This is a genomic window from Bacillus sp. JCM 19034, assembly GCF_001310635.1.
GTDB lineage: Bacteria > Bacillota > Bacilli > Bacillales > Bacillaceae_D > Halalkalibacter.
Map to the genome: position 1 here is coordinate 15555 of NZ_BAXR01000021.1, position 26199 is coordinate 41753.

At 36.6% G+C, this 26199-nt stretch carries 27 protein-coding genes and 2 pseudogenes; 7 read left to right on the forward strand and 22 right to left on the reverse strand.

The features are described 5' to 3' along the window. Positions 1-82: 82 nt before the first annotated feature. A pseudogene (locus JCM19034_RS17755) lies at positions 83-612 on the reverse strand (chromate transporter). 13 nt (positions 613-625) lie between these two features. Then, the gene (locus JCM19034_RS17760) at positions 626-1201 is read right to left on the reverse strand and encodes a chromate transporter (RefSeq protein WP_062051883.1); all 576 of its coding nucleotides are present in this window, start codon (positions 1199-1201) and stop codon (positions 626-628) included. A 194-nt stretch (positions 1202-1395) separates the two neighbouring features. Here JCM19034_RS17760 and JCM19034_RS17765 point away from each other — a divergent pair, with 194 nt between their 5' ends. Beyond that, positions 1396-1845 (forward strand): Lrp/AsnC family transcriptional regulator, encoded by a 450-nt coding sequence (locus JCM19034_RS17765; RefSeq protein ID WP_062051884.1) that lies wholly within the window; start codon positions 1396-1398, stop codon positions 1843-1845. A gap of 436 nt (positions 1846-2281) precedes the next feature. Here JCM19034_RS17765 and JCM19034_RS17770 read toward each other — a convergent pair whose 3' ends face one another. From JCM19034_RS17770 to JCM19034_RS17805, 10 genes are all read right to left on the reverse strand, one after another. After that, positions 2282-2515, reverse strand: a complete 234-nt coding sequence (locus JCM19034_RS17770) for a hypothetical protein (RefSeq protein WP_062051886.1) — start codon at positions 2513-2515, stop codon at positions 2282-2284. Positions 2516-2555: 40 nt separating this feature from the next. Further along, the gene (locus JCM19034_RS21260; RefSeq protein WP_082394197.1) at positions 2556-2684 is read right to left on the reverse strand and encodes a cyclic lactone autoinducer peptide; all 129 of its coding nucleotides are present in this window, start codon (positions 2682-2684) and stop codon (positions 2556-2558) included. Further along, entirely contained in the window at positions 2668-3297 is a 630-nt protein-coding gene (locus tag JCM19034_RS17775) for an accessory gene regulator ArgB-like protein (protein ID WP_062051888.1), read from the reverse strand. The genes JCM19034_RS21260 and JCM19034_RS17775 overlap by 17 nt, the downstream gene beginning before the upstream one ends. Next, the gene (locus JCM19034_RS17780) at positions 3297-4124 is read right to left on the reverse strand and encodes a sensor histidine kinase (RefSeq protein ID WP_062051890.1); all 828 of its coding nucleotides are present in this window, start codon (positions 4122-4124) and stop codon (positions 3297-3299) included. The genes JCM19034_RS17775 and JCM19034_RS17780 overlap by 1 nt, the downstream gene beginning before the upstream one ends. A gap of 394 nt (positions 4125-4518) precedes the next feature. Continuing rightward, positions 4519-4893: a SpoIIE family protein phosphatase gene (locus tag JCM19034_RS21265; protein WP_082394199.1), complete on the reverse strand. Its 375-nt coding sequence runs from the start codon at positions 4891-4893 to the stop codon at positions 4519-4521. Continuing rightward, positions 4859-5740, reverse strand: a complete 882-nt coding sequence (locus JCM19034_RS17790; RefSeq protein WP_062051894.1) for a GAF domain-containing SpoIIE family protein phosphatase — start codon at positions 5738-5740, stop codon at positions 4859-4861. The genes JCM19034_RS21265 and JCM19034_RS17790 overlap by 35 nt, the downstream gene beginning before the upstream one ends. A 98-nt stretch (positions 5741-5838) precedes the next feature. Next, positions 5839-7080, reverse strand: coding sequence for a PASTA domain-containing protein (locus JCM19034_RS17795; RefSeq protein ID WP_062051896.1), 1242 nt, complete (start codon positions 7078-7080; stop codon positions 5839-5841). A gap of 35 nt (positions 7081-7115) precedes the next feature. Continuing rightward, the gene (locus JCM19034_RS22005; protein WP_156324049.1) at positions 7116-7271 is read right to left on the reverse strand and encodes a hypothetical protein; all 156 of its coding nucleotides are present in this window, start codon (positions 7269-7271) and stop codon (positions 7116-7118) included. Continuing rightward, entirely contained in the window at positions 7264-7935 is a 672-nt protein-coding gene (locus JCM19034_RS17800) for an ABC transporter ATP-binding protein (protein WP_197276446.1), read from the reverse strand. The genes JCM19034_RS22005 and JCM19034_RS17800 overlap by 8 nt, the downstream gene beginning before the upstream one ends. Before the next feature lie 17 nt (positions 7936-7952). Further along, on the reverse strand, positions 7953-9416 hold the full coding sequence (locus tag JCM19034_RS17805) for an ABC transporter permease (RefSeq protein ID WP_062051899.1): 1464 nt from the start codon (positions 9414-9416) through the stop codon (positions 7953-7955). Between the two features lie 633 nt (positions 9417-10049). Between JCM19034_RS17805 and JCM19034_RS17810 the strand changes: the two genes are divergently transcribed. The 3 genes from JCM19034_RS17810 to ahpF all read left to right on the forward strand — a co-directional run bounded on the left by JCM19034_RS17810 (position 10050) and on the right by ahpF (position 13536). Beyond that, positions 10050-10817, forward strand: a complete 768-nt coding sequence (locus JCM19034_RS17810) for a hypothetical protein (protein ID WP_062051901.1) — start codon at positions 10050-10052, stop codon at positions 10815-10817. 611 nt (positions 10818-11428) lie between these two features. After that, positions 11429-11992 carry an alkyl hydroperoxide reductase subunit C gene (ahpC, locus tag JCM19034_RS17815; RefSeq protein ID WP_062051904.1) on the forward strand — a complete coding sequence of 188 codons (564 nt, stop codon included), beginning with the start codon at positions 11429-11431 and terminating at the stop codon, positions 11990-11992. A gap of 14 nt (positions 11993-12006) precedes the next feature. Then, positions 12007-13536 carry an alkyl hydroperoxide reductase subunit F gene (ahpF, locus tag JCM19034_RS17820; protein ID WP_062051906.1) on the forward strand — a complete coding sequence of 510 codons (1530 nt, stop codon included), beginning with the start codon at positions 12007-12009 and terminating at the stop codon, positions 13534-13536. Positions 13537-13678: 142 nt separating this feature from the next. On the opposite strand, the gene JCM19034_RS17825 is transcribed toward ahpF, so the two are convergent. After that, positions 13679-14284, reverse strand: a complete 606-nt coding sequence (locus JCM19034_RS17825; RefSeq protein ID WP_062051908.1) for a TetR/AcrR family transcriptional regulator — start codon at positions 14282-14284, stop codon at positions 13679-13681. Between the two features lie 179 nt (positions 14285-14463). On the opposite strand from JCM19034_RS17825, the gene JCM19034_RS17830 reads away from it, so the two are divergent. Together JCM19034_RS17830 and JCM19034_RS17835 are read left to right on the forward strand one after the other, a co-directional pair. Then, positions 14464-14874: a VOC family protein gene (locus JCM19034_RS17830; RefSeq protein ID WP_062051910.1), complete on the forward strand. Its 411-nt coding sequence runs from the start codon at positions 14464-14466 to the stop codon at positions 14872-14874. Positions 14875-15082: 208 nt separating this feature from the next. Continuing rightward, on the forward strand, positions 15083-15598 hold the full coding sequence (locus tag JCM19034_RS17835; protein ID WP_062051912.1) for a HEAT repeat domain-containing protein: 516 nt from the start codon (positions 15083-15085) through the stop codon (positions 15596-15598). Between the two features lie 396 nt (positions 15599-15994). Here JCM19034_RS17835 and JCM19034_RS17840 read toward each other — a convergent pair whose 3' ends face one another. The 9 genes from JCM19034_RS17840 to JCM19034_RS17875 all read right to left on the reverse strand — a co-directional run bounded on the left by JCM19034_RS17840 (position 15995) and on the right by JCM19034_RS17875 (position 25208). Further along, positions 15995-17518: a malate:quinone oxidoreductase gene (locus JCM19034_RS17840; RefSeq protein WP_062051914.1), complete on the reverse strand. Its 1524-nt coding sequence runs from the start codon at positions 17516-17518 to the stop codon at positions 15995-15997. 412 nt (positions 17519-17930) lie between these two features. Beyond that, entirely contained in the window at positions 17931-18068 is a 138-nt protein-coding gene (locus JCM19034_RS22010) for a hypothetical protein (RefSeq protein WP_156324051.1), read from the reverse strand. Between the two features lie 90 nt (positions 18069-18158). Next, positions 18159-19046, reverse strand: a complete 888-nt coding sequence (locus tag JCM19034_RS17845; RefSeq protein ID WP_062051916.1) for an EamA family transporter — start codon at positions 19044-19046, stop codon at positions 18159-18161. An 84-nt stretch (positions 19047-19130) separates the two neighbouring features. Continuing rightward, positions 19131-19781: a phosphatase PAP2 family protein gene (locus JCM19034_RS17850; RefSeq protein ID WP_082394201.1), complete on the reverse strand. Its 651-nt coding sequence runs from the start codon at positions 19779-19781 to the stop codon at positions 19131-19133. A 128-nt stretch (positions 19782-19909) separates the two neighbouring features. Next, on the reverse strand, positions 19910-20659 hold the full coding sequence (locus JCM19034_RS24300) for an oligogalacturonate lyase family protein (protein ID WP_269431729.1): 750 nt from the start codon (positions 20657-20659) through the stop codon (positions 19910-19912). Beyond that, positions 20563-21102 (reverse strand): oligogalacturonate lyase family protein, encoded by a 540-nt coding sequence (locus tag JCM19034_RS24305; RefSeq protein ID WP_062051920.1) that lies wholly within the window; start codon positions 21100-21102, stop codon positions 20563-20565. Before JCM19034_RS24305 ends, JCM19034_RS24300 begins: the two co-directional genes overlap by 97 nt. Positions 21103-21323: 221 nt before the next feature. Beyond that, positions 21324-22268 carry an LPXTG cell wall anchor domain-containing protein gene (locus JCM19034_RS17865; RefSeq protein WP_062051922.1) on the reverse strand — a complete coding sequence of 315 codons (945 nt, stop codon included), beginning with the start codon at positions 22266-22268 and terminating at the stop codon, positions 21324-21326. Beyond that, positions 22240-24687: a leucine-rich repeat domain-containing protein gene (locus tag JCM19034_RS17870; RefSeq protein ID WP_062051924.1), complete on the reverse strand. Its 2448-nt coding sequence runs from the start codon at positions 24685-24687 to the stop codon at positions 22240-22242. Before JCM19034_RS17870 ends, JCM19034_RS17865 begins: the two co-directional genes overlap by 29 nt. A 248-nt stretch (positions 24688-24935) precedes the next feature. Next, positions 24936-25208 carry a hypothetical protein gene (locus JCM19034_RS17875; protein WP_062051926.1) on the reverse strand — a complete coding sequence of 91 codons (273 nt, stop codon included), beginning with the start codon at positions 25206-25208 and terminating at the stop codon, positions 24936-24938. Positions 25209-25394: 186 nt separating this feature from the next. On the opposite strand from JCM19034_RS17875, the pseudogene JCM19034_RS17880 reads away from it, so the two are divergent. Continuing rightward, positions 25395-25786: pseudogene (locus JCM19034_RS17880) on the forward strand ((deoxy)nucleoside triphosphate pyrophosphohydrolase). Positions 25787-26199: the final 413 nt, after the last annotated feature.

A 26199-nucleotide genomic window follows, 5' to 3' on the forward strand; every position in this document is an offset into this window, starting at 1 on the left:
TAATAATGCTCCACAAACAAAGGGGGAGCCCCCACTTGAAGCTTCCCCTTTACTTTCATTCCTATATCCCTAAATATAGATACTATCCTAAAAAGATCCCACCATAGACAAGTGCCCCTACTATGACTAGAGCCGGGTGAACCTTCATTCGTTCTAACAAAATATAGCTTACAACTAATAACAGGATCGTTTGAAACCATCCAGCATCAAACCAGGATGTTTCAATAAACTGGTATGCTAATACCGCTAATAAAATCGCAATTGTCGGTCTAATATAAGCTGTCATCCGTTTTACCTTCGGAGATCTTTAAACTTTAACAGTATCCCTAACAAAAATAGCATAGCAATTAATGAAGGTGCTACTGTCGCAAACAAAGCGACGAATGACCCTACTATTCCTCCAACTTCATAGCCAATATAACCAGCCATTTTTGTCGCAATCGGACCAGGAAGAGCATTTCCTACAGCTAATATCTCCCCGAACTCTGAGACGGTAAACCATCCATATCGATCCACCACCTCTGCTTGAATAAGCGGAATCGAAGACGGTCCTCCCCCATAGCCGACAATACCTGGTATAAAAAACGCAAGGAAAATTTCCCAATAAATCATCTTAAAACCTCCGTTATGCTGAGCCCTCTCCTTTAGCTTGCTTTTCTTTTTTAACAGGACTTACTACTGCAATAAGTAACAATACACCGATCACGATAGCTGGATGGATTTGCAAAAACTGATAGGCAATTAAACTAATAAGACCGAGTATACCCGTTATAACCCAACCTAAATTCTTCCTTGATTGCTTCAGGAATGAGTAAGTTAATGTAAATAGCATAACAGCCACTACCGGTGCAATGGCTTGGGTCATCCCAGCAACAATCCTTGAATCGCGAAATGCTGATAAAACGCCAATTAAGGCAATTATTAAAATGACGGTAGGCACCACGGTTGCGATAATACCATTTAGTAAACCTATCCAGCCACCCATACGATAACCGATATAGCCTGCCATCTTCGTATTAATTGGTCCAGGAAGAGTATTCCCCAATGCTAATATATCCGCAAATTCATCATCATCCATCCACCGATACCGTTCTACAACTTCTCTATGTACGAGAGGTATGGCTGACGGACCACCGCCATAGCCAAGAATAGATGAGCGAAAGAATGCAATAAATATATCTTTCTGCAACTTTATATTCACTAAATCACCTCCACACAAACAGATGCCTTAATTAAGGTATATCTATTCTTTTGTTAAATTATTATGTAATAATTTAAACATAAATTAATCTATTTATCTATATTTATTTCTTTATGGTTCCTTTTCATCCAATGCTGATTGATTCCGTCATTACATGATATAATAATCGAAAATCCATATAAGTGGTGAAGCGAATGAAAATTGATAAGACTGACCGAAAGATCTTAGAGCTTTTAACCGTTAATGGTCGAATGTCATATGTTGATATTGCTAAAGAGTTAGGTTTGTCACGCGTAGCGATTCGTGAGCGAATTAACCAACTTACCGAGTCCGGCGTCATTGAAAAGTTCACCGTAGTCATTAATTCTGATAAGCTCGGGAAGAAAGTGTCGGCGTTTTTTGAAGTGGACTGTGAACCTACATCGTTAGTCAAAGTTGCCGAAACGTTAGCTGAAAACCCTAAAGTAGCCAGTTGCTATCAAATGACCGGTCCTAGCACGTTACATATGCACGTCCTCGTCGAAGACTTTGAACAGCTAGAATACTTTATTAACGAGGAGTTATATGACCTCAAAGGCATTACCCGGGTTGAAAGCCACATATTACTAAGACGCTTCAAAAGTCGTACCGGCCTAAAACTTTAAACTTGACTGTACATTTGATTTTACCTATTACATTTTAAATAACACCTCAAAACCGGCCATTTAAACCGGTTGATTGAAGTGTTTTGCTTTCTATTTAGAATCCCCCACGTTTTCGATCCTTATTACTTTACGAGCTATAGCTATTCTCGACCAATGCAAATAGCCTACTGATTGTTTTATCAGTAGGCCTCCAATAAGAACTATTTAGCAAATTTAGGTAATTTAATCACCAACTTGAATTTATGTATAAGCCATGTGAGCATTAAAATTGGCAATTGTACGACCAAATTACTTAAGGCAATTCGCATCCACGGCACCTCAAAGAGGGATTCATAACTAATTGAAAAGATTTGCAGCAAAAGAAAACGTAAAAAAGACTTCAAAAATTACTAAAAAGAAATATGATGCTAATGAAATAACTAAGCTAGTAAAAGCACTATAACGGAAAATTAAAAATAACTAGTGCAAAAAAGGTAAAAAAGGTAAAAAAAGGTTTCAAGGAGTTTTGCATAAAAATACTAAAAGAAAATGCAAAAGCTCCTTGAACAGCAGCAAATAACAGAATTGTTCGGATCTTTTCTTTAACTGGTAGTCCAAAGAGAACTAATGCTACTAATATTAATACAAATGTCTCGGGTAATGTCATTAAAAAGTAACTGTACCAAGTCATATAACCGCTCCTAGACGTTAACTACATAGCTGTTTTTTGCTTACTCTCCCTTTTTAGGTGGCTCTGGCTGATAAAAGAGGAAAGCAGATGCTGAGCTTATTTCTGTCTTTGAAACAAACACAATGACACCAACTAAAGAGGCTAGTACTACTTTAATGAACTTTTTCATTATGAGACCTCCAATCTATTAAATTTTCCACTTTACTTACTAATTTATAAGAAAGCGGATGAGTACTACTAAGCTGAAAGAGTAAACCTAATGTAGAAGCCCAAGCAATTTCGTAATAAATAGATACTAGATTATAATTTATTATAACCCAAACAAACAGTAAAACGAAAGCCATTTGTTGTAATTTTTTCCTGTGAGTGTTTGTCATTTTTTTGTAGAAGTGATTTGAGGGTGCATATAAGTAGATCATGATTAAGCCAATGATAAACGTACATCCGATCAGGATAAACAAAACCTGTTCATTCAATTGAACGAATACGTGAGATACGATAACTGATATGGCTAGCATACTAAACAATCCTGCTATTAAACACCTGAGATAAGTAGAATAATGAAAACCGCCTGTAACCACTCGGAAAATAGCAAATGTTAACAATGTCCCTATCATTTCTGGAACGACACCTAATATCGCAGCAGCTCCAAATAAACAAACCCATTTCCACAGGCCACCAATGATAATTTCTAGTCCGTAACGAACGTATTCAACCTCTTCCTGCTTGTCCAAATAACCGCATAGCTTTTTCGCTATCGTTCTACTCATAATCGTAATCATTATCTCTCTCCCTTAGGAAATTTTAAATGAAATGATACAATCGATTGATCATTTTTTATTTCGTACGTTCCATTATATTTTCTTAAAACATCTTGAATGATTGATAAGCCAAAGCCTCTCGACTGATTTGACGATTTAGTTGAGTATCCAGGCTTTAAATGAGCGAGGTCAAGTTGGTGAACACATGAGTTTTTGACAATGATTATATAATGATCTTCTTCCTCTAACATCTCTAATCCAATTATCTGTTCACTTTCAGGCATTTCGATCGTTGCTTCATACGCATTATCTAGCAAATTACTAATCAAACGAAGCAAATCTGTTGATGTTAAACGGCTTGTCACTCCTTCACTACTAATGTGAACATTAAAAGGTACATTTTTCTTTTGATATAACTCCATTTTCGAGAATAATATAGATGCTAAAACTGCATTTTTAATTGTTAGTGCTTTATTATTAATTTTCACTTCGCCTATAACATCGTGGATATACTTGGAGGCACTGGAATAATTCTTAATTTTCAATAAACCTGCTACAACCGTAAGATGGTTATTTAAATCATGACGGTCTGAACGTACTGAGGCTACTAACGCACGGTATTGTTCCTCGTGAGTTAATTCGGTATTTTTAATTTGCCTCCTTTCCTCTGTTTTTAGTAGCGTTACAACTAACACAAGCGAACCTATATTAAGAACACCCATAAATAGAAAATGGACGGGAATCCCATAGATTTCAGCTAATTCTTCAAACGCAATCCAAGAGCCTATCAAGAAGAAGTTTAAAATGACTTGTGCTAATATAAAAACGATTAATATGAATATATGCATAACCTTTTTTATCAAAGTGTTTGGGTTATTGTGTATTGCACAATATCCAATACAATCGATATCCTCCTACTAATATAATTAAGTCTATTATACCATTTATTGAGCTACTCTTTTATGCTCACGAAAAAAAAAGTTACATTTTTTTACACTCATGACAAATTAACAGGTCATTAATGTGTAATAAGTTTATTAAATATGAAACAAATTTATCATTGCGTTGAATTATTACAATCGACTTAAAATCATCTCAATCAAAAATGACAATACGTAAGCCAAATGGTCGACAATTAGGCATTAGGTATGCCTATTTTCTTTTATGAACAAAAATAACACTGAATAAGAGTAGTAAATCCCTTTTCAGTGCTCTCTAAAAAGTGAACGCCCTATATGATTATCATGACGGAATGGAAAAAAACAAAGCTGTTGTATCATCTTTTAGTTTCTTATCCTTCAGACGTTGGGAACATTCAGTTGCCATTTCCTTAATTGAATTCAATTGCCCTAGCCACTTCTCATTTGACGATTCGAATCGCTCAGAAAAGCCATCAGAACAAAAAATAAACGTGTCACCTGCCTGAAATGATAGTTGATGTTCTTGAAATGTAACACCTTTAAATATCCCTAACAATTTCCCATGTACATCATGAAATTGTAATCCCTCTGCTTTCGTTATACTGTAGAATGAATTAATTCCAGCACTAACATACGATAAGCGATTACGTGAAAAATCAAATTCAAAACAAAAATGCAGTAAAATAATAGTTTTCAGGCATAAATGGAATGCTAGAACGGTTGATCCATTCTACCGTTTCTTTCAAAGATAATTGCAATTCAATAGCTTGTGAAAACAAAACCCGGATAGCCGACGTTTGTAATGCAGTAGGTACACCATGACCCATCACATCGACAATATACCCAAACAATCGATCATTTGTAATCCAATGATAGTTATAAAAGTCTCCACTGACTAAATTACTAGGTAAATAAAGGCTTTTCATCTGGATTTTTGGATCATTCAAATCACTTGGAAGCAATTGCCGCTGTAATGAGCCAGCCCATTTTATTTCCTTTTGTAGTGCTTCCTTTTCCATTTGCTGCTGGTCAATCGTTGCTCTTAATTCCATTTCCGATACAACCCAATTAGCAAGCTCTTCAAGAGTCAATTGGTCTTCACTAGTAAATTCTCGAGGTTTCGGATCACCAATACACAACGTTCCTACTATATGACCACGTTTTGTCCTTAGCTGGGCACCTGCATAAAAACGGATACCCATTTCATCTAATAACGGGTTATTTTTAAAGCGTTCATCTTTTTTTGTATCAGGTACAACAAGCGTTTTTTTTGTCGCAATTACATACTGACAAAGCGACAGCTCCCTTTCTGTTTGCCGCAAATCAATGCCGACACATGATTTAAACCATTGCCGATCTTCAGTAATCAAAGATACAAACGAAATCGGCACATGAAACAATCGAGCTACGAACCTCGTAATGCGATCAAATGCTTCCTCTGGCTCGCTATCAAGTATATGTAATGTATATAGTTCATGTAATCGTTGCCGTTCATCTTCTTCAGAATATATGACAATTTGCTTTTCGTCAGAATGTTGGATCATAAATCGGCTCCCTTACTTTCAATCATTTTATGAAAAAACCCTTATTTACTTATAGTACCCTCACGGTTAACTATTAGCAAATAAGGATTTAGAATATATTATTTTAACTCATCTTCCGTATCACCATCAACTGGTGGTAAGTCATCTGGTATCGGTTCTGGATCTTCCCAAACAGGTGCAGCAGGAGCATTTGCGTTATTGCTCACTCTTACTTCAACTGTATAGGACATTGAAACAAATTCATTGAACTTACTCATCCCAACGACTGTCCCTTTTACTTCAGGAGCATCGACGTATTTTACCGTATAGCGAATATCTGCACCTTTTGATTGGTAATCCTCGTAAAATGCCCGTGGTAAATCACCCTCCAGCATGCCACGATAGTCCCTTAAGTAGGGGCGTCCTTCGGAATAGACAACTTTTATTTCCTTATTGTCACGATCGGTTAGCTCGGTACCTGCCTCTATTGATTGAGAAATCAATCCTCCGTAAGGAACTTCAGAGTGATACCTCTGTTGAACCATCACGACAAGATCAGCATAACTCATTGCTTCCTCCATCGATAGATCACCAAAGTGAGGAACCGTTGTCGCTTGTCCTAACGAAATGACAACATCCATTTCATCTCTTTTTGCGATCTTTTTCTCAGCCGAAACACTCTGACTTACAACTAATTCTGCTTCTACATCAGTTGAAGCCTCTTCCTTAAACGTTACATCAATTTCATTCGTTTCCGCCCATTGTTCAACTTCTTCTCGAGTCTTCCCTTTGAAGTCAGGGACGGTAATATTCTTTTCAAATACTTCCTCGCCTCTCGAATAATAAACGATCGCACTATCACGCCGGCGATATTCTTCTTCAGAGACATTTGAATCACGAATAGCTAATCGAAGAAATCCGCCTTCTTCTACATCGTCACTATATTCCGTTAACAATTGAAGGTTCTCCGCTTTATGATCAGCGATCCACGCTTCTGCCTCATATTGGCTCATTTCTGCAAAATCAGGAAGCTCAATTTGTTCGTCAGGATCTGGCCCTGTACTGCTTACAAAGGAGATCGTCTCACCTTTTCGCACCTTTTTTCCTTCTGCTATCTCCTGCGAAATAATATGATTTGCATCATATTCCATACTCGTTTCATGAGTAAGATCAATTTCAATGTTATGTTCACTAGCCCACGCACGAGCCTCGGAGACAGGTTGTCCAACGAAGTCTTCCATTGCTACATGGACGGCTTGATAATAAATGAAGAAGATGAGGAGGAGTGCTACCACTCCCCCAGCAATTGAATAAATGAGGATACGGCGTTTCTTCTTCCGATAGGTTGGATCGAACTCCATTTCTTCGGACTCATAGCGTTGTCCACCACTCGATGCTATTGACCTGTCTGGGTGGATGAACTAGGAGGAGGAGATTCCTCCTTCGCTTGAACAGCTTCTTCTTTTGCCTTTTCTTCCTTCTCTTCATTACCCTTCTCATTCACTAGCTCATCATACTGATCTTTATTAAATTTCGATAAGAAATCACTCATGTGGCGCCAAAACACCCTTTCTTAACGTAAACATCTGATCTGATTGTTGAGCGATTTCTTGAGAGTGAGTAACCATAATGACACATTTATTATGATCGTGAGCTAATCGTTTAAATATATCGATAATCTCTTGTTCCATTTCTTCATCAAGGTTACCAGTCGGCTCATCGGCTAAAATCAACTCTACATTAGTCGCCAAAGCTCTGGCAATCGCTACACGCTGTTGCTCTCCCCCGGAAAGCTTATTTACATAGCGATCTGCCTTACTTTTCACAATTCCGATGTAGTCTAATAGATTATATGCGACAGTCTTTTGATCATCTGGCATGTCGTTCTCCGTAATTGACATCGGAACGAGCACATTCTCCACTGCTGTTAAAGTAGGAATCAAGTTATAGCTTTGAAAGATGATTCCGATATTATTGCGTCGATATTTTTCATAACCAATTTTTTTAATATCCTCTCCGTTAAACAACACCGCACCACTATGAGGAGTATCTAGGGCACTTAATAGTGCAAGAAAGGAGGTCTTACCAGATCCTGATTGTCCGAGAATCGTATAAAATTTCCCCTTTTCAAATGAAGCACTTGTATTTCGTAAAATATACCTTCTACTTTCCCCATCTTGATAATAGTAATCTAGGTTTTTTGCTTCTAAAATCATCAAGTTCACCCCTTTTTCTACATTAATATTTTCTTAGGATTTAATCGAACAATATATAAAAGCGGTATAACAGTTGAGACTAAGACTGTTAATAAACCGACAACTAAGAACCAAAGAATATACGTGGAGCTTAATTGAACTTCATACGATTCTAATACATCATCGGTTGTTACGTTTGTATTAATATCATCATGATAATAAATTTCTTCAAAGCCACTGCTTTGATCATCGTTTGTCATTAATGTTTCCGATACACCACTTGCTAATAGATTTCCTGTAAATAAGGAAAGTGCAATACCGATAAGGGCTACTAGCATAACTTCTAATAAAATTTGCCCAATCACTCGGCCACGACGCTCACCTAATGACAGATAAATACCTAGCTCACGTTTACGATCACGTAAGAATAATAAAACGACTAAACCAATGATTAATACGGAAGCAATAATAGATACGATTAAAACATAACCTGATAACTTTGACATCGACTGTATCGGTTTAGCGATGCTGTCGTACTGGTCAACTGCACTTTTCACAATATACAACTCAGGTAATAATGGCGTTACTTCTTCTGTAAACGGTTCAACGTCATCAACTGAGTTTAAGACATAAATTGGCGTATAGTGTTCTTCAATGCCGTCTTCATAGTACATCGCGAACTCAGGGTTCATTTCGATTTCTTTCTCTATTTGATAGTGCAGTTCATCTAAAATAAGATCATTAGGAACGTACAACATATTTTGTGCTTCAATATCCATCCAATCCCACATACCATTGTCACTATCGCTGTCCTCAGTGTCCTCTGCTAGCGTTAGCGTTTCAAATAAACCAATAACTTCGAGAACTACATCTCTTGAGTCGTATAACTCTTCTCCACTTTCTGTATAGTTAATAACACCGTTTGTTAATACGATAGAATCGCCAACAGATACTTGATTTTGGTCAGCAAGCTTTTTTGATATAATCGTGACAGCTGAGCCGTTTGAAATTTCCTCTTCAGTGAAGACACGACCATCAACAAGCCGTGATTTCTCTTCTTCAAAATCAATCACTGGTGCATAATTTGTTCCTTTCAAACGAAACTCAGGATGATAGATACCATCATACATCACTTCATATTCATTATTTTCACCTTGATAACTTTCAAGGTCATCTGACGCTAAATAGGTTGATGTACTATAATCATAATATTTTACGTATTGCAACTCACCAACTTGACGAATAGTATCTATGCTCAATGATGTCCATTCAAATTCCATCCACTCTTCTTCACTCATTTGATTAAGAGCATCATGATCATAATCAATTGTAGCACCCGTACCAAGTCTCTCCTTGATCGACTTCTCAACACTATCCGTCGCTTGTTGAATGGATATCGCACCTGCAATTAAATTCCCTAAAATAAAAATAATGGCAAGCAAAATCAACGATTTCCCTTTTTTCCTAGTAATGCTTAATAGCCCTCTTTTCAAAAAATTCATAATCTGCCTCCTTATCAATTCAATATATTAGAAAACGCTTTACTGCATTCTCTTTAAAAGGTCGCTAACGGTTGATCCCACCATCTATCAAGAAAAAATATGTATAAATTAAATGACAAGCTTCCCTATTAGACTAGTATATTCCACCTTTTTACAATCAACAATAGATGAAAATAAATATGTTTCGACATTTCTTATCTTTATTTAAGGGAGTGTGACAACCTTTCCTTATATAAGACGACATTCTTAATCAATTCGTTTCAAACTTTTTAATTTTTTTAAAATTATTACCTCCTAGGTAATTGTCCCTCCTGTATTATTGTAATTAGTACAGTTGTTACTGTATTAAACTTTTCATTTTTTGTCAATACATTTTTCAGCACATGCTACATCACCCTTTAGTTCCATGCCTTTAACCCTTTTCGAGCTTGTAACACACTCTAACCTTCATACCTCCTACTTTTCACCTATCTCCTATGCTTGTGATCAGTTTCAAGTTATTAGTGGATTTTTCTGGTAGTAATGTACGATATACGCCTAGTATTTATCTTTGTAGAATGGTTACTGGTATGAACTTGATTAATATGAAATATTTCATATTAATCAAGTTCACATTGGAAGGTAGGGACTTTTATGAAAAAAATGATCATTTTGACTTTAACATGCTTTTTAATCGCTTGTAGTGAAGACGTTCAACACGAACCTATCGAGGAAAAAGAGGTACACGAAAGTACACCAATAACTAATGACGAAGAAGTTGAGCCTTCTCTAGACGATCAAATATCTCATGAGGAGATATCAGAAACAAGCCTCATAGATTCAGAAGAAGTGTTTCAAGTACAAACACTATCTATAGAATCACCTTTTGACGCTGAAGGAAATATCCCTAACGTCTATACAGACTTTGAAATTGTCGATGAATTGATGGATGATGATGGACGGATTTATTTCGCTTTAGATGAACAACCAATTAGAAGTATTATTAGTAGTCATGATGAAAATATGATACACGTGACAAACTATAGTGATGCCATTATTGAGATTGTAGAGGCACAAGCGTATACACTTGACGAAGAATTGATTGAAGAGGCCTATAAATTTTTTATTAACAACCCTCCCGCAGAACTACTTGGAACCGATCCTAATGAATATCGAACTTGGGAGGAAGCAACTAATTTAGAGCGTGCACTAATCCAGAGCGTCTACTTAATTGGTCCATTATTAAATAAACTTAGTCTAATTGTTAATTATGAGCTTTATGACCATGACAGCCTCCCTACCTTGTTAGAGGAATTGGAGAAAATCGGATCACCAACAGCACTGATTCCTGCTCCACAATCGCTACTTGACTATCAATTGTATGATAACATCGCTTCTGTACAAATGATGTGGCTCAATTAGGAAAGTTTGAAAGCCATGAGGAAAATAAAGATGAATTCATCGAATATCTCCAAGATGTTAGACAAGAAACGTCTAATCTTGTCGCTAGAGTCAATTATACATTAAGTGAGAAGTAAGAATGGCCATCCTTTGCTACTATCCTTTTACTTAAAAACAATGAAACTCGGAAATGGTAATTATCAATTATCCTGCAACGAATGAGAAAAAGAGATGCTCCATCAACTGCTTGGTAGCATCTCTATTTTCATTTAAAAGCTATGCAACTAGGCTAAAGACTTGTTCATCCTTTTCCCAAGTGGATTTTCGCATTTTCGTCATATTTTAGAAAAGTAGTATAAAATCACTGCTGTTGAATAAAACTATCTATTGTACTTATTGACCTCTATAAAACCCCTTTACTTGTTATCCTATTTGACACCACTTCTATCAAAAGGACATATTTCTATATTATATTTATTGTAAGAATATAAAACTAAATAGGTTATCACTTGAAAAGAACCTATCTTATTTGATAAACTATACTCAATTAGAATTATTATAACTAAACAGCCTACTACTTCGTTTAGTTTTTTAATTCTTTTAAACATTATTTTCTAGGAGGAAGATGAAGAATGTCTTTAATCGGAACTGAAGTAAAACCTTTTAACGCAAAAGCTTACAAGAATGGTGATTTTGTTGATGTCTCACATGAAGATTTAAAAGGTCAATGGAGTATTTTCTGCTTCTACCCAGCAGATTTCACTTTCGTTTGCCCAACTGAACTTGAGGATCTTCAAAACGAATATGCAACGCTAAAAGAGCTTGGAGTAGAAGTATACTCGGTATCAACTGATACTCACTTTACACATAAAGCATGGCATGATAGCTCAGAAGCTATTGGAAAAATTACTTATACAATGATCGGTGACCCTTCTCAAACAATTTCTCGTAACTTTGAAGTTCTTGATGAACAAGAAGGTCTTGCAGATCGTGGAACATTCATTATCGACCCAGATGGTGTCATTCAAGCAGTTGAAATCAATGCTGGTGGTATCGGTCGTGACGCAAGCATCCTAGTTAATAAAATTAAAGCAGCACAATATGTTCGCAACAATCCAGGTGAAGTTTGCCCTGCTAAGTGGGAAGAAGGATCAGAAACACTGAAGCCGAGCTTAGACCTTGTTGGAAAGATTTAAGGGGAGCACAGTAAATGGTACTAGAAGCAGACATTAAGCAACAATTAAATCAATACCTTCAGCTATTAGAAGGAGATATCCTGCTTAAGGTAAGTGCAGGATCAGATGACATTTCTAAAGAAATGCTGGCGTTTGTAGAAGAACTAGCTGACATGTCATCGAAAATCAGCGTTACAAAAACTGAATTAAAAAGAACACCAAGCTTCAGTGTTAATCGCGTAGGTGAAGATACTGGCGTTACATTTGCCGGTATTCCATTAGGACACGAATTTACGTCATTAGTTCTTGCGCTTTTACAAGTAAGTGGCAGACCACCAAAGGTTGATCAAAGTGTGATTGACCAAATTAAAAACATCGAGGGCCAATACAACTTTGAAACGTATGTTAGCCTAAGTTGCCATAACTGTCCTGACGTTGTACAAGCTTTAAATATGATGAGCGTACTAAACCCTAATATTACGCACACAATGATTGACGGTGCAGCGTTTAAGGAAGAAGTTGAAAGCAAAAATGTGATGTCCGTCCCTACTATCCATTTAGAGGGAGAGTTTTTCGGTGGTGGTCGTATGACGATCGAAGAAATCCTCGCAAAAATGGGTTCAGGAGTCGATGCAGCTGAGCTTTCAAACAAAGAGCCGTTTGATGTTCTTGTCGTTGGTGGTGGTCCTGCTGGTTCAAGTGCTGCAATCTATGCCGCACGTAAAGGAATCCGTACAGGAATTGTCGCAGAACGCTTCGGTGGTCAAATTCTTGATACATTAAGCATTGAGAACTTTATCAGTGTAAAGAAAACAGAAGGTCCTAAACTTGCTGCAAGCCTTGAAGAACATGTCAAAGAATATGATATTGATGTGATGAACTTACAGCGAGCAAGTAAGCTAGAAAAGAAGGATCTATTTGAGCTAGAGCTTGAGAATGGGGCTGTACTTAAGAGTAAAAGCGTCATTGTTTCAACAGGTGCACGTTGGCGTAATGTCGGCATTCCTGGTGAGCAAGAGTTCAAAAACAAAGGGGTTGCCTATTGCCCACATTGTGATGGTCCTTTATTTGAAGGAAAAGATGTTGCAGTTATCGGCGGCGGAAACTCTGGTATTGAGGCAGCGATTGACCTTGCTGGTATTGTTAACCATGTTACAGTATTTGAATTTATGCCAGAGCTTAAAGCAGACGAAGTTCTACAGAAGCGTCTGTATAGCCTTCCGAACGTAACTGTTCTTAAGAACGTTCAAACGAAAGAAATTACCGGTACTGACAACGTAAACGGAATTACGTATATCGAACGTGATACTGAGGAAGAAAAGCATATCGAACTACAAGGGGTATTTGTCCAAATTGGACTTGTTCCAAACACTGAGTGGTTAGACTCTGTAGTGGAACGTAACCGTATTGGAGAAATCGTTACCGACAAGCACGGTGCTACAACCGTTCCTGGTTTATTCGCTGCCGGTGATTGTACAGATAGCCCTTATAATCAAATCATTATTTCAATGGGCTCAGGAGCAAATGCAGCCTTAGGAGCATTTGATTATTTGATTCGTAACTAAAATTGTAAAGTCCGAAAAGGTCAGTTTGGCCTTTTCGGACTTTTTCTTTGGAAAACAAGATAGACACTCTTCTTTTTAGTTTGCTTAAATAATCTTCAACGAATCTAATTTTGTAAAAAAGGACTACTCAAAGAGCAGCCCCTTATTTGACATCTTCTTTCTGAAAGATTCGTTCACTAATTTGGCGAAGAAACCGTGACCATTTTTCTTGAAATTCTTGATCATCCACCGTATAACCTGTGATCATTTTTGTAACATTTGGATAGAGCAGCGGGTATATCGTTAAACTCGACATCATTAAGGTTATAAATGCGGGGTCAAGCTCATTTGGGACTAAACCCATCTCCTGCTTCGATTTCATATCAGCGTTATACGATTGAAGTACTCTCCTTCGTGCCTCTTCTCCATTAGAGTTTTGCGGTAGCTCTTCAACTGCCTCCCAAGCGGTAAATTTAAGAAATTCTCGCAAATGATCCATATTTACCTTCCACCGAAAATCTGCAATATCTACAGGATTTGCAGGCAAGGTAAAGTTTCCTATAGGTACTGAAGAAACAAATTCATCAATAGTTTGATTAATTAAATCATCTTTTCCATTATAATAATGATAAATTAATTGTTTGTTAACACCGGCTCGCTTTGCAATGGATTCAATCCTTGCACCCGAATAACCCCGCTCAAAAAACTCCTCCTTTGCAGCCTGCAAGATCGCTTTTCGAGTCCGCTCAGCATTCCGTATTTCACCCATATCTTTCACCATCCAAATTGAATCAATTTTGTTCTTTTATCGTATGAGTATATCATTTAAAAGTCAACCTTTACTGACCATATGTTAAATTACAACTTGACAAATGGTAAATAAAGAAATATGATCTAGATATAACTTTATATTTATAAAGTTAACTAATTCCTTTGAGGTGATGAAAAATGACTTTTCAACCAAGTAAGACCTTTATTAACCTCCCTGTCTCAAACTTGCAGAAAACGATCGATTTTTTCACAAACATTGGATTTACTTTTAATCCCCATTTCACTGATGACAACGCCGCTTGTATGGTTATTAATGACCACACATTTGCCATGCTCCTTACACACTCTCACTTCAAGAATTTCACAAAGAAATCAATTACAGATACAACAGATAATACGGAAGTGCTAATTGCCTTTGCTGTTGAAAGTCGTGAGCAAGTCGATGATGTCGTTCGTAAAGCGATTCAATCGGGTGGCAGTCCTGCATCTGAACCAACAGACCATGGTTTTATGTACCAAGCCAGCTTCCTAGACCTAGATGGCCATACTTGGGAATTGCTTTATATGGAACCAACATCTATTCAATGAAACACTAAAAACATTACACATCAAAGCCGTTACATAGGGGCATCCCCCAGTAACGGCTCTATTCGTTACATTTCTCCCTTTACAATCCTAAGCTTATTACTTTTCATGACAAAACTAATTATTCGAAACACGACCTTTATTTTATTTACACAGGATATACCTCCACTTCTAACGAATTAGTTACCGTAATGAATAGGGGGGAATGAGTGTGGAAAATAATCACGATCTAGTCAAAGCTGAGATGAACCATCTTTTACAAAGTAGTAATCAGGCTGATTCTCTACGAGCTATACAGGCAATTGGTTCTAAAGGTGAACAAGCCCTTCCGATTTTAAGAGAAACAATTAAAAACAGCCAAGACCTGTCCCTAAAAACGATTGCCGTTGTTGTCTTAGGGGAAATCGGTGAAGCTGCTGCCGTTGCCGTACCTGATTTAATTCAAGAGCTTAGCCGTTCAAATGAAGAATTGAAAATGGCTGCAAGTTTAAGTTTAGTCAGAATTGGGAAAGGAAGTATTCCGTATTTAAAAGAAATACTTTTAACTGATAAACATGAGGAGGCTCTCTTTTGGGCAAGTTGGGCTTTAGCGATGATTGATGCTCACGAAATATCAAAAGAGACCATTTCAATCCTCATCCAAAGACGAGATCATACGAACAATCCAATTGAAAAGCTAGCTTCTGAAGAGGCTTTAGCAAAAGTAATCGGTAAATCGATTGAATAAGCTCTTCAACACTTTCTCTTAACTATTTCGATTTTATAACAACTACGAAAGACTACATGCCACAAATCGAGTAACAGAGACGCATGCTAGGAGTGTCTTTGTCACTCCTCTTTTATGACAATTTCTCCCTAATCTTCGAAGGAAAGCGGTAGCTTTTGAATTCGTTTCATATTTGAAATTACGTCCACTTCTTTAATGATTCCATTCCTAATTAGAAGCGTGTAGCTGTGCCGTTACAATCTCTTAAGCACGACTGAAAGTGGTTTCTTTCAGTCGTGTGCGTAGCGGACAACGCCGCCACTCCTGCGAATTTCTTTAATTCCTATTATAAATAAGTTGTCCTATAAGGTCATAATTAAACCTTTTAGAACAACTTCTTCTAGAGTAGATCACCGTTTAAACTTCCTGTAAATGTTCCCTTTTCTCATCAGATTCGCCCTTATCTACTAAATCAAGTGTTTGATTAGCTGAATTACTAATCTCCTTAATAAGCTCTGGGTGATCAGATAATGACTTACCGTATGAAGGAATCATTTCTTTAATTTTCGGCTCCCATTCTTTGATCTGTTGCGGAAAGCATTTTTCAATTACTTCAAGCATTACGGACACAGCAGTAGACGCACCTGGAGAAGCACCGAGCAAGGCAGCAATTGATCCATCTGCTGCACTAATCACTTCTGTTCCAAATTGAAGAGTTCCTTTTCCACTATCCGTGTCTTTAATAACTTGTACACGCTGGCCAGCTACTAACAGTTCCCAATCTTCACTTTTGGCATCAGGGACAAACTCACGTAGCGCTTCCATCCGCTGCTCTTTTGATAACATAACTTGATTGATTAAATACTTCGTCAAAGAAAAGTTTTTTAATCCAGCAGCAACCATTGTTGTCATATTATTCATTTTAATTGACATAAACAAGTCGAACAATGATCCCGTTTTTAGAAATTTCGGCGAGAACCCTGCAAACGGCCCAAAGAATAACGATTTCTTTTGATCAATAAATCTCGTGTCTAGATGTGGAACAGACATTGGCGGGGCACCTACTGGTGCTTTTCCATAGACTTTAGCAAAATGCTGTTCGACAATCTCAGGTTTCTTACAAACTAAAAATAATCCGCTTACAGGAAATCCACCTATCCCTTTCCCTTCAGGAATACCGGACTTTTGTAATAAATGAAGACTTCCTCCACCAGCACCGATAAAAACAAATTTAGCCTTATGAAGCTTGCTCTCACCTGTGTATAGGTTTCTAACCTTTAATTGCCAAGAGCCGTCACTTGTTCGTTTCAAACTATCAACACTATGCTTATAATGGACTTTCACATTCTCATTCTCTAAATGGTCAAATAACTTACGTGTTAACGCACCGAAGTTAACATCTGTTCCACTGTCTATTTTCGTGGCAGCAATCGGATTGTCAACTTTACGATCTGCCATCATCAGTGGAATCCATTCCTTCAGTTTTTCTGGGTTGTCTGTAAATTCCATCCCATCAAACAGTGGATGTTTTGATAACGCTTCAAATCGCTTTTTTAAAAAGGAAACATTTGATTCTCCTTGTACAAAACTCATATGTGGCAATTGAATAATAAAATCCTTTGGGTTTTGGATCAATTGACTTTTGACGAGATACGTCCAAAATTGCTTTGAAACTTGGAATTCCTCATTCACTTTTACTGCTTTACTAATTTCAATTGACCCATCTTGTTTTTCTGCTGTATAATTTAGCTCACATAATGATGAATGTCCTGTTCCAGCGTTATTCCATTCATTCGAGCTTTCCTCTCCTGCACTTTCGAGCTTTTCAAACACTGTAATCTCCCAATCTGGAGCTAACTCTTTCAACATTGAGCCTAACGTGGCACTCATAATTCCAGCACCAATTAGGATAACATCTGTTTCTGATTGTATGTTGCTCATGTTTACCTTCCTTTATCACCTAAGATTTGCAGAAAGATGTAGACGTTCCTGCTTAGGCGCCAAAGCAAGCCAAAAGAGCGGCCTAGTCACACATCTTTTCTGGATCAAAATTATACCTATATTCTAGTTTATCACTATTAAATAGAAAATTGAAATGTTAATTTGTGTTTGCTTCTTTTACTATTTATAGTGGTTTAGTTAGTTTCATTGTAAACATATTACATTTAAGTTAACAAAAATGATGCAACCTTTCACTCTTATATCATATAGGCAAATAACCGTTAATCGCCTATACGCTCACACGCTTTATTGGACACTATTTAATTAATGAATACCTGTTATTTTTATAGTAATACGAAAAAGGATAGCTTATCACGATATGTAAGAAACTATCCTTCATATATACTCTGGCTTAATTACTTTTAAATAATCCTACTACTGATTGTACGACATTCCAAATAAAACTATCACCAATCGTATATTCCCAAATAAACCCTACACATAAAAGTAAAATGAGACCTAACAAGATCCCTAATGCCTTTTTAAACATGGTTCTCTCCTATCCTTTTACAAGATTAACTAGTAGTAAAATAGATCAGCTTTATAATAAAAGTTAATCATATGGACTTTGAGCGGTCAATCAATTCATAACCTGCCTACTTCCGCCATCATCATTTGACGACCTTACTAATATCCCAATCCCAACTAGTAAAAGGGAGATTCCAAACCAAGCCGTTGTATGTAAGTATTCACCGAGTAAAAATACGCCTAATAACGTTGCTGTTAGTGGTTCTGCTAACGAAAGAGCAACAGCCGTTGAAGAAGATACATAAACAAGGCCTTTTGCAAAAAGTAAATAAGCAATTGCAGTTGCTACAATCCCTAAGTATAGACTTACTCCCATACCTCGAAAACTAGTAACCCAAGACATATCAAATAGAAATAAAAAAGGAGATAAGCATATTCCACTCAATGTAAAAACAACAGCCATTACAGGTAAGGAGGAATGCTTTTTAACTAAATCCCTACTAACGATTGTAAAAATAGCAAACGATAACCCTGCACCAAGTGCCAATGCTATTCCTAATGGGTGTATGAATAGAGAATCTTTATTGGCGAAGAGGATTGTACATCCAACAATGGATACGATCGTAGCATATACCCAAACTTTAGTCGGTCGTTTCTTTTGAAAAAGCCATTCAATTACACCCGACAAAATCGGGGCACTTCCTATCGCAACAACTGTACCGATTGCAACACCAGTAAGCGAAACAGCTGAAAAAAATAGTGGTTGGTAAACGGCCATACTTAATGTAGCTAATACCGTTAGCCGAACTGACCAATTTTTCACATTTAATTGGCCTAGTATGATTAGCATAATCAATAAAAATAAGCCCCCTATCGCTAAGCGTGTTGCCCCTATCGCAATTGGGTGGGCTGCATCCGGTGCAAAAGCCTGGGTCGTTCCTGTCGTTCCCCACATGATTGCAGCAAGTAAAATGAGGAATGGTGATATTCGTCTGTTCATTTGCCTCACCTCGAAAAAAGGGTAAAAAAACATGTAACTCTATCTTAGTAGATTTTCTTTAACATTTCTTTCTTTTTTAAAAAATCAATTGGATATTTCTTGTGCTTGCCGATCCTTTCGGTATTGATACACCCAAATCGTTATAAAAAGCCATACCCCACTAACTAAATATGCTCCTAAAACATCACTTGGATAATGGACACCTAAGTAAATCCTACTTAATCCCATTGCGATAATCATAACTGCACTGATAAAAAGTAAGCACGTTCTTCCAATTGAATGATGTATATGCCGCCAAAATAAAAATGTAATCATACCGTACATTGTAAATACAGCCATAGAGTGTCCACTCGGGTAACTAAAGCCCGTCTCGATAATAACTGGATCAAATGATGGTCTTTCCCTTTTAAATGTATGCTTTAGCAGCAAATTTAAACCCACGGAGCCCAATGATACGATAACAAACAAAATGACCTCGTCACGTTTTCGATATAGCCAATACATTATAATGAGTAATACAAGTGAGATCATGACGACCGGCCATGTGTTACCGGCCACGCTTAGTGCTTTCATTATATTTAAAATGATAGGATGCTCAAATGAACGAATAAATGACATAATCGGTTCATCTATTTTTAACGTTTTTCTTCTCACAACGAAATATGATAGAAAGACAAAACCTACAAGTGGCAATAGCCCAAAAACCATTATCCTTTGTACTAATTTCCCATTCAACAGATACACCTTCTCACCTAAAATATGTACCTATGTAGTGTGGACTTTTCAACAAAAAAATACCTGCCATTTACTTTCAAGCAATGACAGGTAACACTAAAACAATTAGTTATACGAAGTACAAATTTTTACTTTACTAATTTCCCATCAACCAATTTCGGTAAGCTCTCAAACTCAGGAACTTCTACTAAATACACATTCCCATAACCAGTCCGATCACTCGTAAATAATACTTTCGTGCCATCAGAAGTAAAACGAGGATGGACGTGTACGTGTTGAACCTGAAAGCTTCCACGATGCTTACATAAAATTCTTGGACCTTCCATTCCATCATCCGTTTTCTTCCATAAGAAAATACAATCCTGGTATCGTTCACCGTGGTAGGCACTTGATTGCTGACCATCACCAACAATTAATGTTGCATCATTGGAATGAATGTGCATGTTTTGGTAAGGAAATTCGAATTCTTCTGTAATACTGTTATCATACTTCGTATATCCAAGAAATTTGCCATCTTTCCGTTCAAGGGACTCTGTAAAGCCATGATATCCGATATGGATTCCGTCGGCATACCAATATTCATGGCCAGCATACTGATTCGGTTTACCCTCTCGAATCTTCCATACGTCACCCGTTTCAATATTCATCACCCATATACGATGATCAACCTTTTCCCAAGGGCCCTCATGGCAAAAGCTGATTAGATTCGGCTGTGTCGGTGACGTATTAATATGTCCAATCCACCGTTTTTCCTCATGAATTACCTTCATGTCACCCGTTTCTAATAAAAGTAAACAAATTTGGCAGTGAGGGCGAGCTGCTTCCGTTTCCTCAAAGCAACATAGCCTCCCGATAAGTTTGTGTTTATTGACGATGATAAGTCTTCTGAAAGACCGAAACAAAGATAGCTACCATCTGCTGTACAGCTCAAATTACTAAAGTTATACCCATCCGGTCTCGTGTATATTACTTTTTCTTTATACGTCTGAAGATCAATCGCAATAATTGATTTCTCTAAGGTAAAGTAGGCCTCATTTTTATGCGGATTTATATAAGTTCCATGTATTCCTTTAGGGACATTTCTATTTAAGTCGGTCAACTGTGTTAACTCTCCACTAGCGATATCGAGACTATATAAATTGGATGTATTATCTCGATCTGAACATAGTAACAATTTCGAACCGTTATCATACCAACCATTATTCGTAAAATATAAATGAAAACTGTGTGCGAAATAATCTGTTAATTGCGTTATTGATGCCCCTGTTATAGGGTCTTGAAAAGTATTTATCTCTGCTGCAGATTTTGTTCCTTTTCCCATTTGCAATCCCTCATTCCTTTATTTGGTAAGCGTTTACAACACTATTCATAGTAATCAATTGCTCTACTTCACTTCGACATAATTAACGATAATCCTTTTGTAAACATTCTACTTTTTATCTACCTTTACCAAGAAGGCTTTTATCATTCGGTTAACTAATAGGAAAAAGAGCTATAACATATTTACATAACCATGTCATAGCCCTAAAACCTTCGTTCGTATTATTGATACACTTTACGTTTCATGAAAAAGACTGTGACTCCTACTACGATTAGTAACATCCCAATTAGAAAGAGATTGAATACTTTTGTCGCAGTATTAGGTAGTTCGCTACCTTTCTCAGATGATTGATCTTGAGCTCCATCATCCGTATCTACTTCATTTGTGTCTACTTCGTCTGTATCCACTTCATCCGTGTCCACTTCGTCTGTATCCACTTCATCCGTGTCTACTTCATCTGTATCCACTTCATCTGTATCCACTTCATCCGTGTCTACTTCATCTGTATCCACTTCGTCTGTGTCCACTTCATCTGTATCCACTTCATCTGTATCCACTTCATCTGTATCCACTTCATCTGTATCCACTTCATCTGTATCCACTTCATCTGTATCCACTTCATCTGTATCCACTTCATCTGTATCCACTTCATCTGTATCCACTTCATCTGTATCCACTTCATCTGTGTCTACTTCATCTGTGTCTACTTCATCTGTGTCTACTTCATCTGTGTCCACTTCATCTGTGTCCACTTCGTCATCAATACGTACGATTTCATCTAAATCTTCGCTGTCATCAGCAGCTTCAAATACGGTAAACCTACTAAAGTGGTATGTGACGACTGTTACTTTTCCATCACTGTATGTTCCACCTACGTTCTCCCATTTATTCGTTTCTTCATTAAAATAGAAAACCTTAAGATTATTAGGATTTTTAGAACGCTCTGCATTTACATTGAAGGTTAACGTAACCCCTTCTTCAAATTGACTTATCGTTCTTGTTCCTTGTTTAATGGTGAAATCATATGTTCCACTCAAACTGTTTGATTCACGTGGTTGTTCAATAACATCAATTGTTACGGGCTCATCATAGCGATCAAAGCTAGATGCTGGAATTGAAGTTCCAATTCCATCCTTTTCAAGTGTTAACGTTTGTTTTATTTTCAATTAACATTTTAGTTTGTTCTGGAGAAAGCTCAAATGTTTCATCATTCGTTTGTTTACTTAAATCCAGCGTAATTGATTTACCATCTTCACTCACTTTAAACCCTTGCTCTACCGGGAAGGATTGCAGTACTTGTTCTAAATCAATGATTACTTCTTCTTCATCATAATCTTCATCTTGATCCCAATCATTCCAGTCGTTACTATCATCATAGTAAACACTTACACCTTGATTACGTAAATATTGAATGGTTTCTTCATCGTCAATGTCATTCCCGTACAAGTAAACCGTTCTAAGTCTTGGTAATTCCTTTAATACAGTAATGTCAGTTATTTGATTATAATCTAAATCCAAATATTCTAGATTTTCTAACCCTGCTAAACCAGAGATATCAGTTATTTGATTGTTGTATAAATTAAGATCTTTTAACTTTGTTAAACCTGACAAGTCGGGAAGGACACTAATTTCATTATTGTATAAGTAAAGTCCTTCTAAATTTGTTAAACCTGTTAAGCTAGTGATATCACTGATTTTATTATTGTTTAACGAAAGTCTATATAAATTCGTTAATCCTGCTAAGCTCGTTACATCACTGATGTCATTATAGGATAACTGGAGCATCGATAATTCGGTTAAGCCTGCTAAGCTTGTGAGATCGCTAATTTCATTACTGTCCAAATTAAGTATACTTAATTTCTCTAGCCCTGATAAGCTTGTCAATTGACTAATTTGATTGTCAGATAAATAAAGATCCGTTAAATCTAGTAAATTGGCTAAGCTTGTAATATCACTGATTACATTGCTTTCCAAGCTTAACGTTTCTAGCTTCGTTAAACCCGCTAAACTTGTGAGATCATCAATCTCGTTGCTATCTAAGTAAAGCCATTCTAAATTTGTTAATTTTGCTAAGCTCGTAATGTCATGAATATTATTTCTCTCTAGATTAAGAGCCCATAGCTTTGTTAAGCCTGCTAAAGCCTGAATATCACTGATTTCATTACCAAATAAGTAAAGGTCCTCTAACTTTTCTAATTGAGAAATAGCTGAAATATCATCTAATTGAGAATAATAAACAGAAAGCGAAGATAAATCTTTTGCATATTGTAACCCTTGCAACGATTCAATGTTTGCATGCTGGGCATTCAAATATGTTAGATTCTTCATATCCACTTCCGTTACATTACGAAAATAAATCCCTAACTGTTCTGCAACATTTTCATGTAAATCTTCACTAGCAAAGTTTACAAGTGGTGCATCCATATCTTCACCGTCTGTTTTTACTTTAAAGTAATGACCATCTCTAAGGTCATATAAATAATCTGTAAAGAAGTCTACATCGTATGTAACATTAGGATTTAATCCTGTTAACGTATATTCGAGCTTTGCTTTTTCAATATCACCAGAATCAACCTCATAATATTCTTCATCTGTATATCCATATGCATAAACGCGAAACCCTGTCATTTTAGCAACTTCATTCCACGTTATTGTAAAGGAATCTCCCGTTACTTTAGAAATGAAATATTGGAACGGCTCTGCAGCTTCACGCATTTCCTTTAATCGAAATTGTAATTGAATTGGGTTATTCTCATAATCCACACCAGCTTTAATTTCAATTTCTTGTATTTCGGATACGCTTCTATCGCTGCTGTTATATAATGTTACTTCAAACTTTCCAAGTGGTAGTTGTAATTGACCTGACGTATGATTCAAATACTCATCATTTATAAATCCTTGATTGCTTTCCTCGATCCCGCGAATACGGATTTTATCGTCATAACTAACATGATCATTGGTCATAACAATCAATGATACTGGTGTTAACTCTTCTTCAGACCAATCTGGAGTGACATAAATAGAGTCATAGGTATACCAATATTCTACCTCTGCTCCAACTGCAATTCTGTATGACTCTCTTGGGATTAAGTCTGTAAATGTATAGCTATTTGTATCCCCTGGAACAACAATTTGATTGCCCCAATCTAAAGATAAAAGATACTCGTCCACCTCTTGGGTAGCCGACCAAGTAACAGTAATAGTGTTATGTGTTGTTGTCACACTATCGAACATAACTTGAAAGTCCTCGTACTCCATATCCTCTTCCCAGTCATATTCTTCTATACCACTGTCATACTCTTCTTTCTCTTGTTCTAGTCCTAACTCGTCTTCTAGTTTGTTTTCAAAAGAAAAATCATTGTCTTCCATTTCTTCTTCTAATTCTGTAATCGGTACGTTTACCTCTAGTTCATTAGATACTGTTTCATCTAACTCTGATTGATCAACATTGTCCTCATCTAGATCTTCTGTTCCACTTTCTTCATTCTCTTCAGTATAAGCGACAGCTTGAATCGGTGTCGCAACTAAAGAGAAACAAAGCAAAAAGACTAAAAAAAGTGGCATGAATGTTAATTTCTTATTCATGATGCCCTCATCTCCTCTGACGTCCTATCCACCGTTAATTAAGTGGTACTTTCATACCATACAACATGACCTAAGTTGTGTCAATTTATTTATCCCTAAACACCTTTTAGTTCTTTGTAACTATTATGAAGTATTGGAAACGGCTGACCCAAAGGTCAAAATAAACCTTAAGGTCAGCCTTTTTCTTACGTATCATGTAATTAGATGGTCGGATATCAACTCATTGACCTCCTCATCAATACATCGTTCTATGAATACACTTGCTTTTTAATAGCTTGTACAGTTTCATAGATCGTTGAGGATTCAATTGGTATCGTCATAACTAATAATTTCGTATTTTTACGTTTTGCCGGGATACCTTGCTTTATAGCTTTTTGAATCAACCTAATACCGAAATCGTCCTTATTTCTCATAAACGTATTATAATGAGCCAGCTTTTTGACCTTACTATGTGGCTCATATGGCGCTGTTTCAAACCGAATACCTATTTCTTTTACTCTATTATTTCTGTGACCTAGCATATTTATATACGTATCGATATGAATATTAAAAAATTTGTCCTAACCCTACTTCTTGGATACGGTAAAACGCTTTTCCATGCAGGCTTAGAAATTAAAATCAAGATAACCCCCTTGTCTATTATCAAGAAAGAGGATTACAATTATAATATTGTTTAAATCATATAACCTTAATATGAGGAGATACGTATGAAACTTGTTAAGGTAGTCGCTGCTGTTATAGAAAATAATAAAAAGGAAATCTTATGTGCACTGCGGTCGTCGAATATGTCACTCCCGAATTTGTGGGAATTTCCAGGAGGAAAATAGAAGCAGAAGAAACACCAGAAAAGGCTCTTGCCCGTGAAATTAGAGAAGAGCTTGACTGTACAATCGAAGTTTATGAACTAATAGAAGATATTGTCCATTACTATCCTAACATAACAGTAAACTTGTTAACATATAAAGCAAAAATCATCAACGGTGAGCCGAGAGCAAAAGAACATGCTAAGCTCGAGTGGACTAGCATAAAGAAGCTAAAAACACACGAATGGGCACCTGCAGATATTCCAACTATCGATAAACTATTGAAAAACGAATAAACTGTACAACCTTTAGATCTACCTTCGCTTGAAAATTCTCGGCCATAGGTGAATTCTCGAAAACACTAACAGGTGAATGCACCTTATTTCCCCGTTGTTAAAACCCATAAAGCCTCAAATAACACCTTACAATTGAAAAAGCAGTAAATATATCACATCTTATACTTACTGCTTAAAATAGAACAACTGATGATTCTATTTGTTACACGCCTTTATTAAAATCATGCAAAAGCTGTACACATAGTTCTTCAATTGGATATTTCGGTTATTTGTAGATACTTATCCAATTCTATTATCTAACTGACTTTTCCTTTGCTTAATATCTACAAGCATCTTTAAATAGAATTTAGAATCGATGTTATACCACTTTAAGACAGTAGCAACGTGACCCAAAACTGGAACAATTGATATAA

What these genes read in the sequence shown, in the direction of transcription:
- JCM19034_RS22005 (WP_156324049.1), bottom strand. Translation starts at nt 7,271, where the DNA reads ATGAGTGATTTCTTATCGAAATTTAATAAAGATCAGTATGATGAGCTA.
- JCM19034_RS17770 (WP_062051886.1), bottom strand. Translation starts at nt 2,515, where the DNA reads ATGACTTGGTACAGTTACTTTTTAATGACATTACCCGAGACATTTGTA.
- ahpF (WP_062051906.1), top strand. Translation starts at nt 12,007, where the DNA reads ATGGTACTAGAAGCAGACATTAAGCAACAATTAAATCAATACCTTCAG.
- JCM19034_RS17875 (WP_062051926.1), bottom strand. Translation starts at nt 25,208, where the DNA reads ATGCTAGGTCACAGAAATAATAGAGTAAAAGAAATAGGTATTCGGTTT.
- JCM19034_RS17765 (WP_062051884.1), top strand. Translation starts at nt 1,396, where the DNA reads ATGAAAATTGATAAGACTGACCGAAAGATCTTAGAGCTTTTAACCGTT.
- JCM19034_RS22010 (WP_156324051.1), bottom strand. Translation starts at nt 18,068, where the DNA reads ATGTTTAAAAAGGCATTAGGGATCTTGTTAGGTCTCATTTTACTTTTA.
- JCM19034_RS17810 (WP_062051901.1), top strand. Translation starts at nt 10,050, where the DNA reads ATGAAAAAAATGATCATTTTGACTTTAACATGCTTTTTAATCGCTTGT.
- JCM19034_RS17805 (WP_062051899.1), bottom strand. Translation starts at nt 9,416, where the DNA reads ATGAATTTTTTGAAAAGAGGGCTATTAAGCATTACTAGGAAAAAAGGG.
- ahpC (WP_062051904.1), top strand. Translation starts at nt 11,429, where the DNA reads ATGTCTTTAATCGGAACTGAAGTAAAACCTTTTAACGCAAAAGCTTAC.
- JCM19034_RS17825 (WP_062051908.1), bottom strand. Translation starts at nt 14,284, where the DNA reads ATGGGTGAAATACGGAATGCTGAGCGGACTCGAAAAGCGATCTTGCAG.
- JCM19034_RS17775 (WP_062051888.1), bottom strand. Translation starts at nt 3,297, where the DNA reads ATGATTACGATTATGAGTAGAACGATAGCGAAAAAGCTATGCGGTTAT.
- JCM19034_RS17790 (WP_062051894.1), bottom strand. Translation starts at nt 5,740, where the DNA reads ATGATCCAACATTCTGACGAAAAGCAAATTGTCATATATTCTGAAGAA.
- JCM19034_RS17830 (WP_062051910.1), top strand. Translation starts at nt 14,464, where the DNA reads ATGACTTTTCAACCAAGTAAGACCTTTATTAACCTCCCTGTCTCAAAC.
- JCM19034_RS24305 (WP_062051920.1), bottom strand. Translation starts at nt 21,102, where the DNA reads ATGGGAAAAGGAACAAAATCTGCAGCAGAGATAAATACTTTTCAAGAC.
- JCM19034_RS17870 (WP_062051924.1), bottom strand. Translation starts at nt 24,687, where the DNA reads ATGAATAAGAAATTAACATTCATGCCACTTTTTTTAGTCTTTTTGCTT.
- JCM19034_RS17845 (WP_062051916.1), bottom strand. Translation starts at nt 19,046, where the DNA reads ATGAACAGACGAATATCACCATTCCTCATTTTACTTGCTGCAATCATG.
- JCM19034_RS17795 (WP_062051896.1), bottom strand. Translation starts at nt 7,080, where the DNA reads ATGGAGTTCGATCCAACCTATCGGAAGAAGAAACGCCGTATCCTCATT.
- JCM19034_RS17780 (WP_062051890.1), bottom strand. Translation starts at nt 4,124, where the DNA reads ATGCATATATTCATATTAATCGTTTTTATATTAGCACAAGTCATTTTA.
- JCM19034_RS17840 (WP_062051914.1), bottom strand. Translation starts at nt 17,518, where the DNA reads ATGAGCAACATACAATCAGAAACAGATGTTATCCTAATTGGTGCTGGA.
- JCM19034_RS17800 (WP_197276446.1), bottom strand. Translation starts at nt 7,935, where the DNA reads ATGATTTTAGAAGCAAAAAACCTAGATTACTATTATCAAGATGGGGAA.
- JCM19034_RS21260 (WP_082394197.1), bottom strand. Translation starts at nt 2,684, where the DNA reads ATGAAAAAGTTCATTAAAGTAGTACTAGCCTCTTTAGTTGGTGTCATT.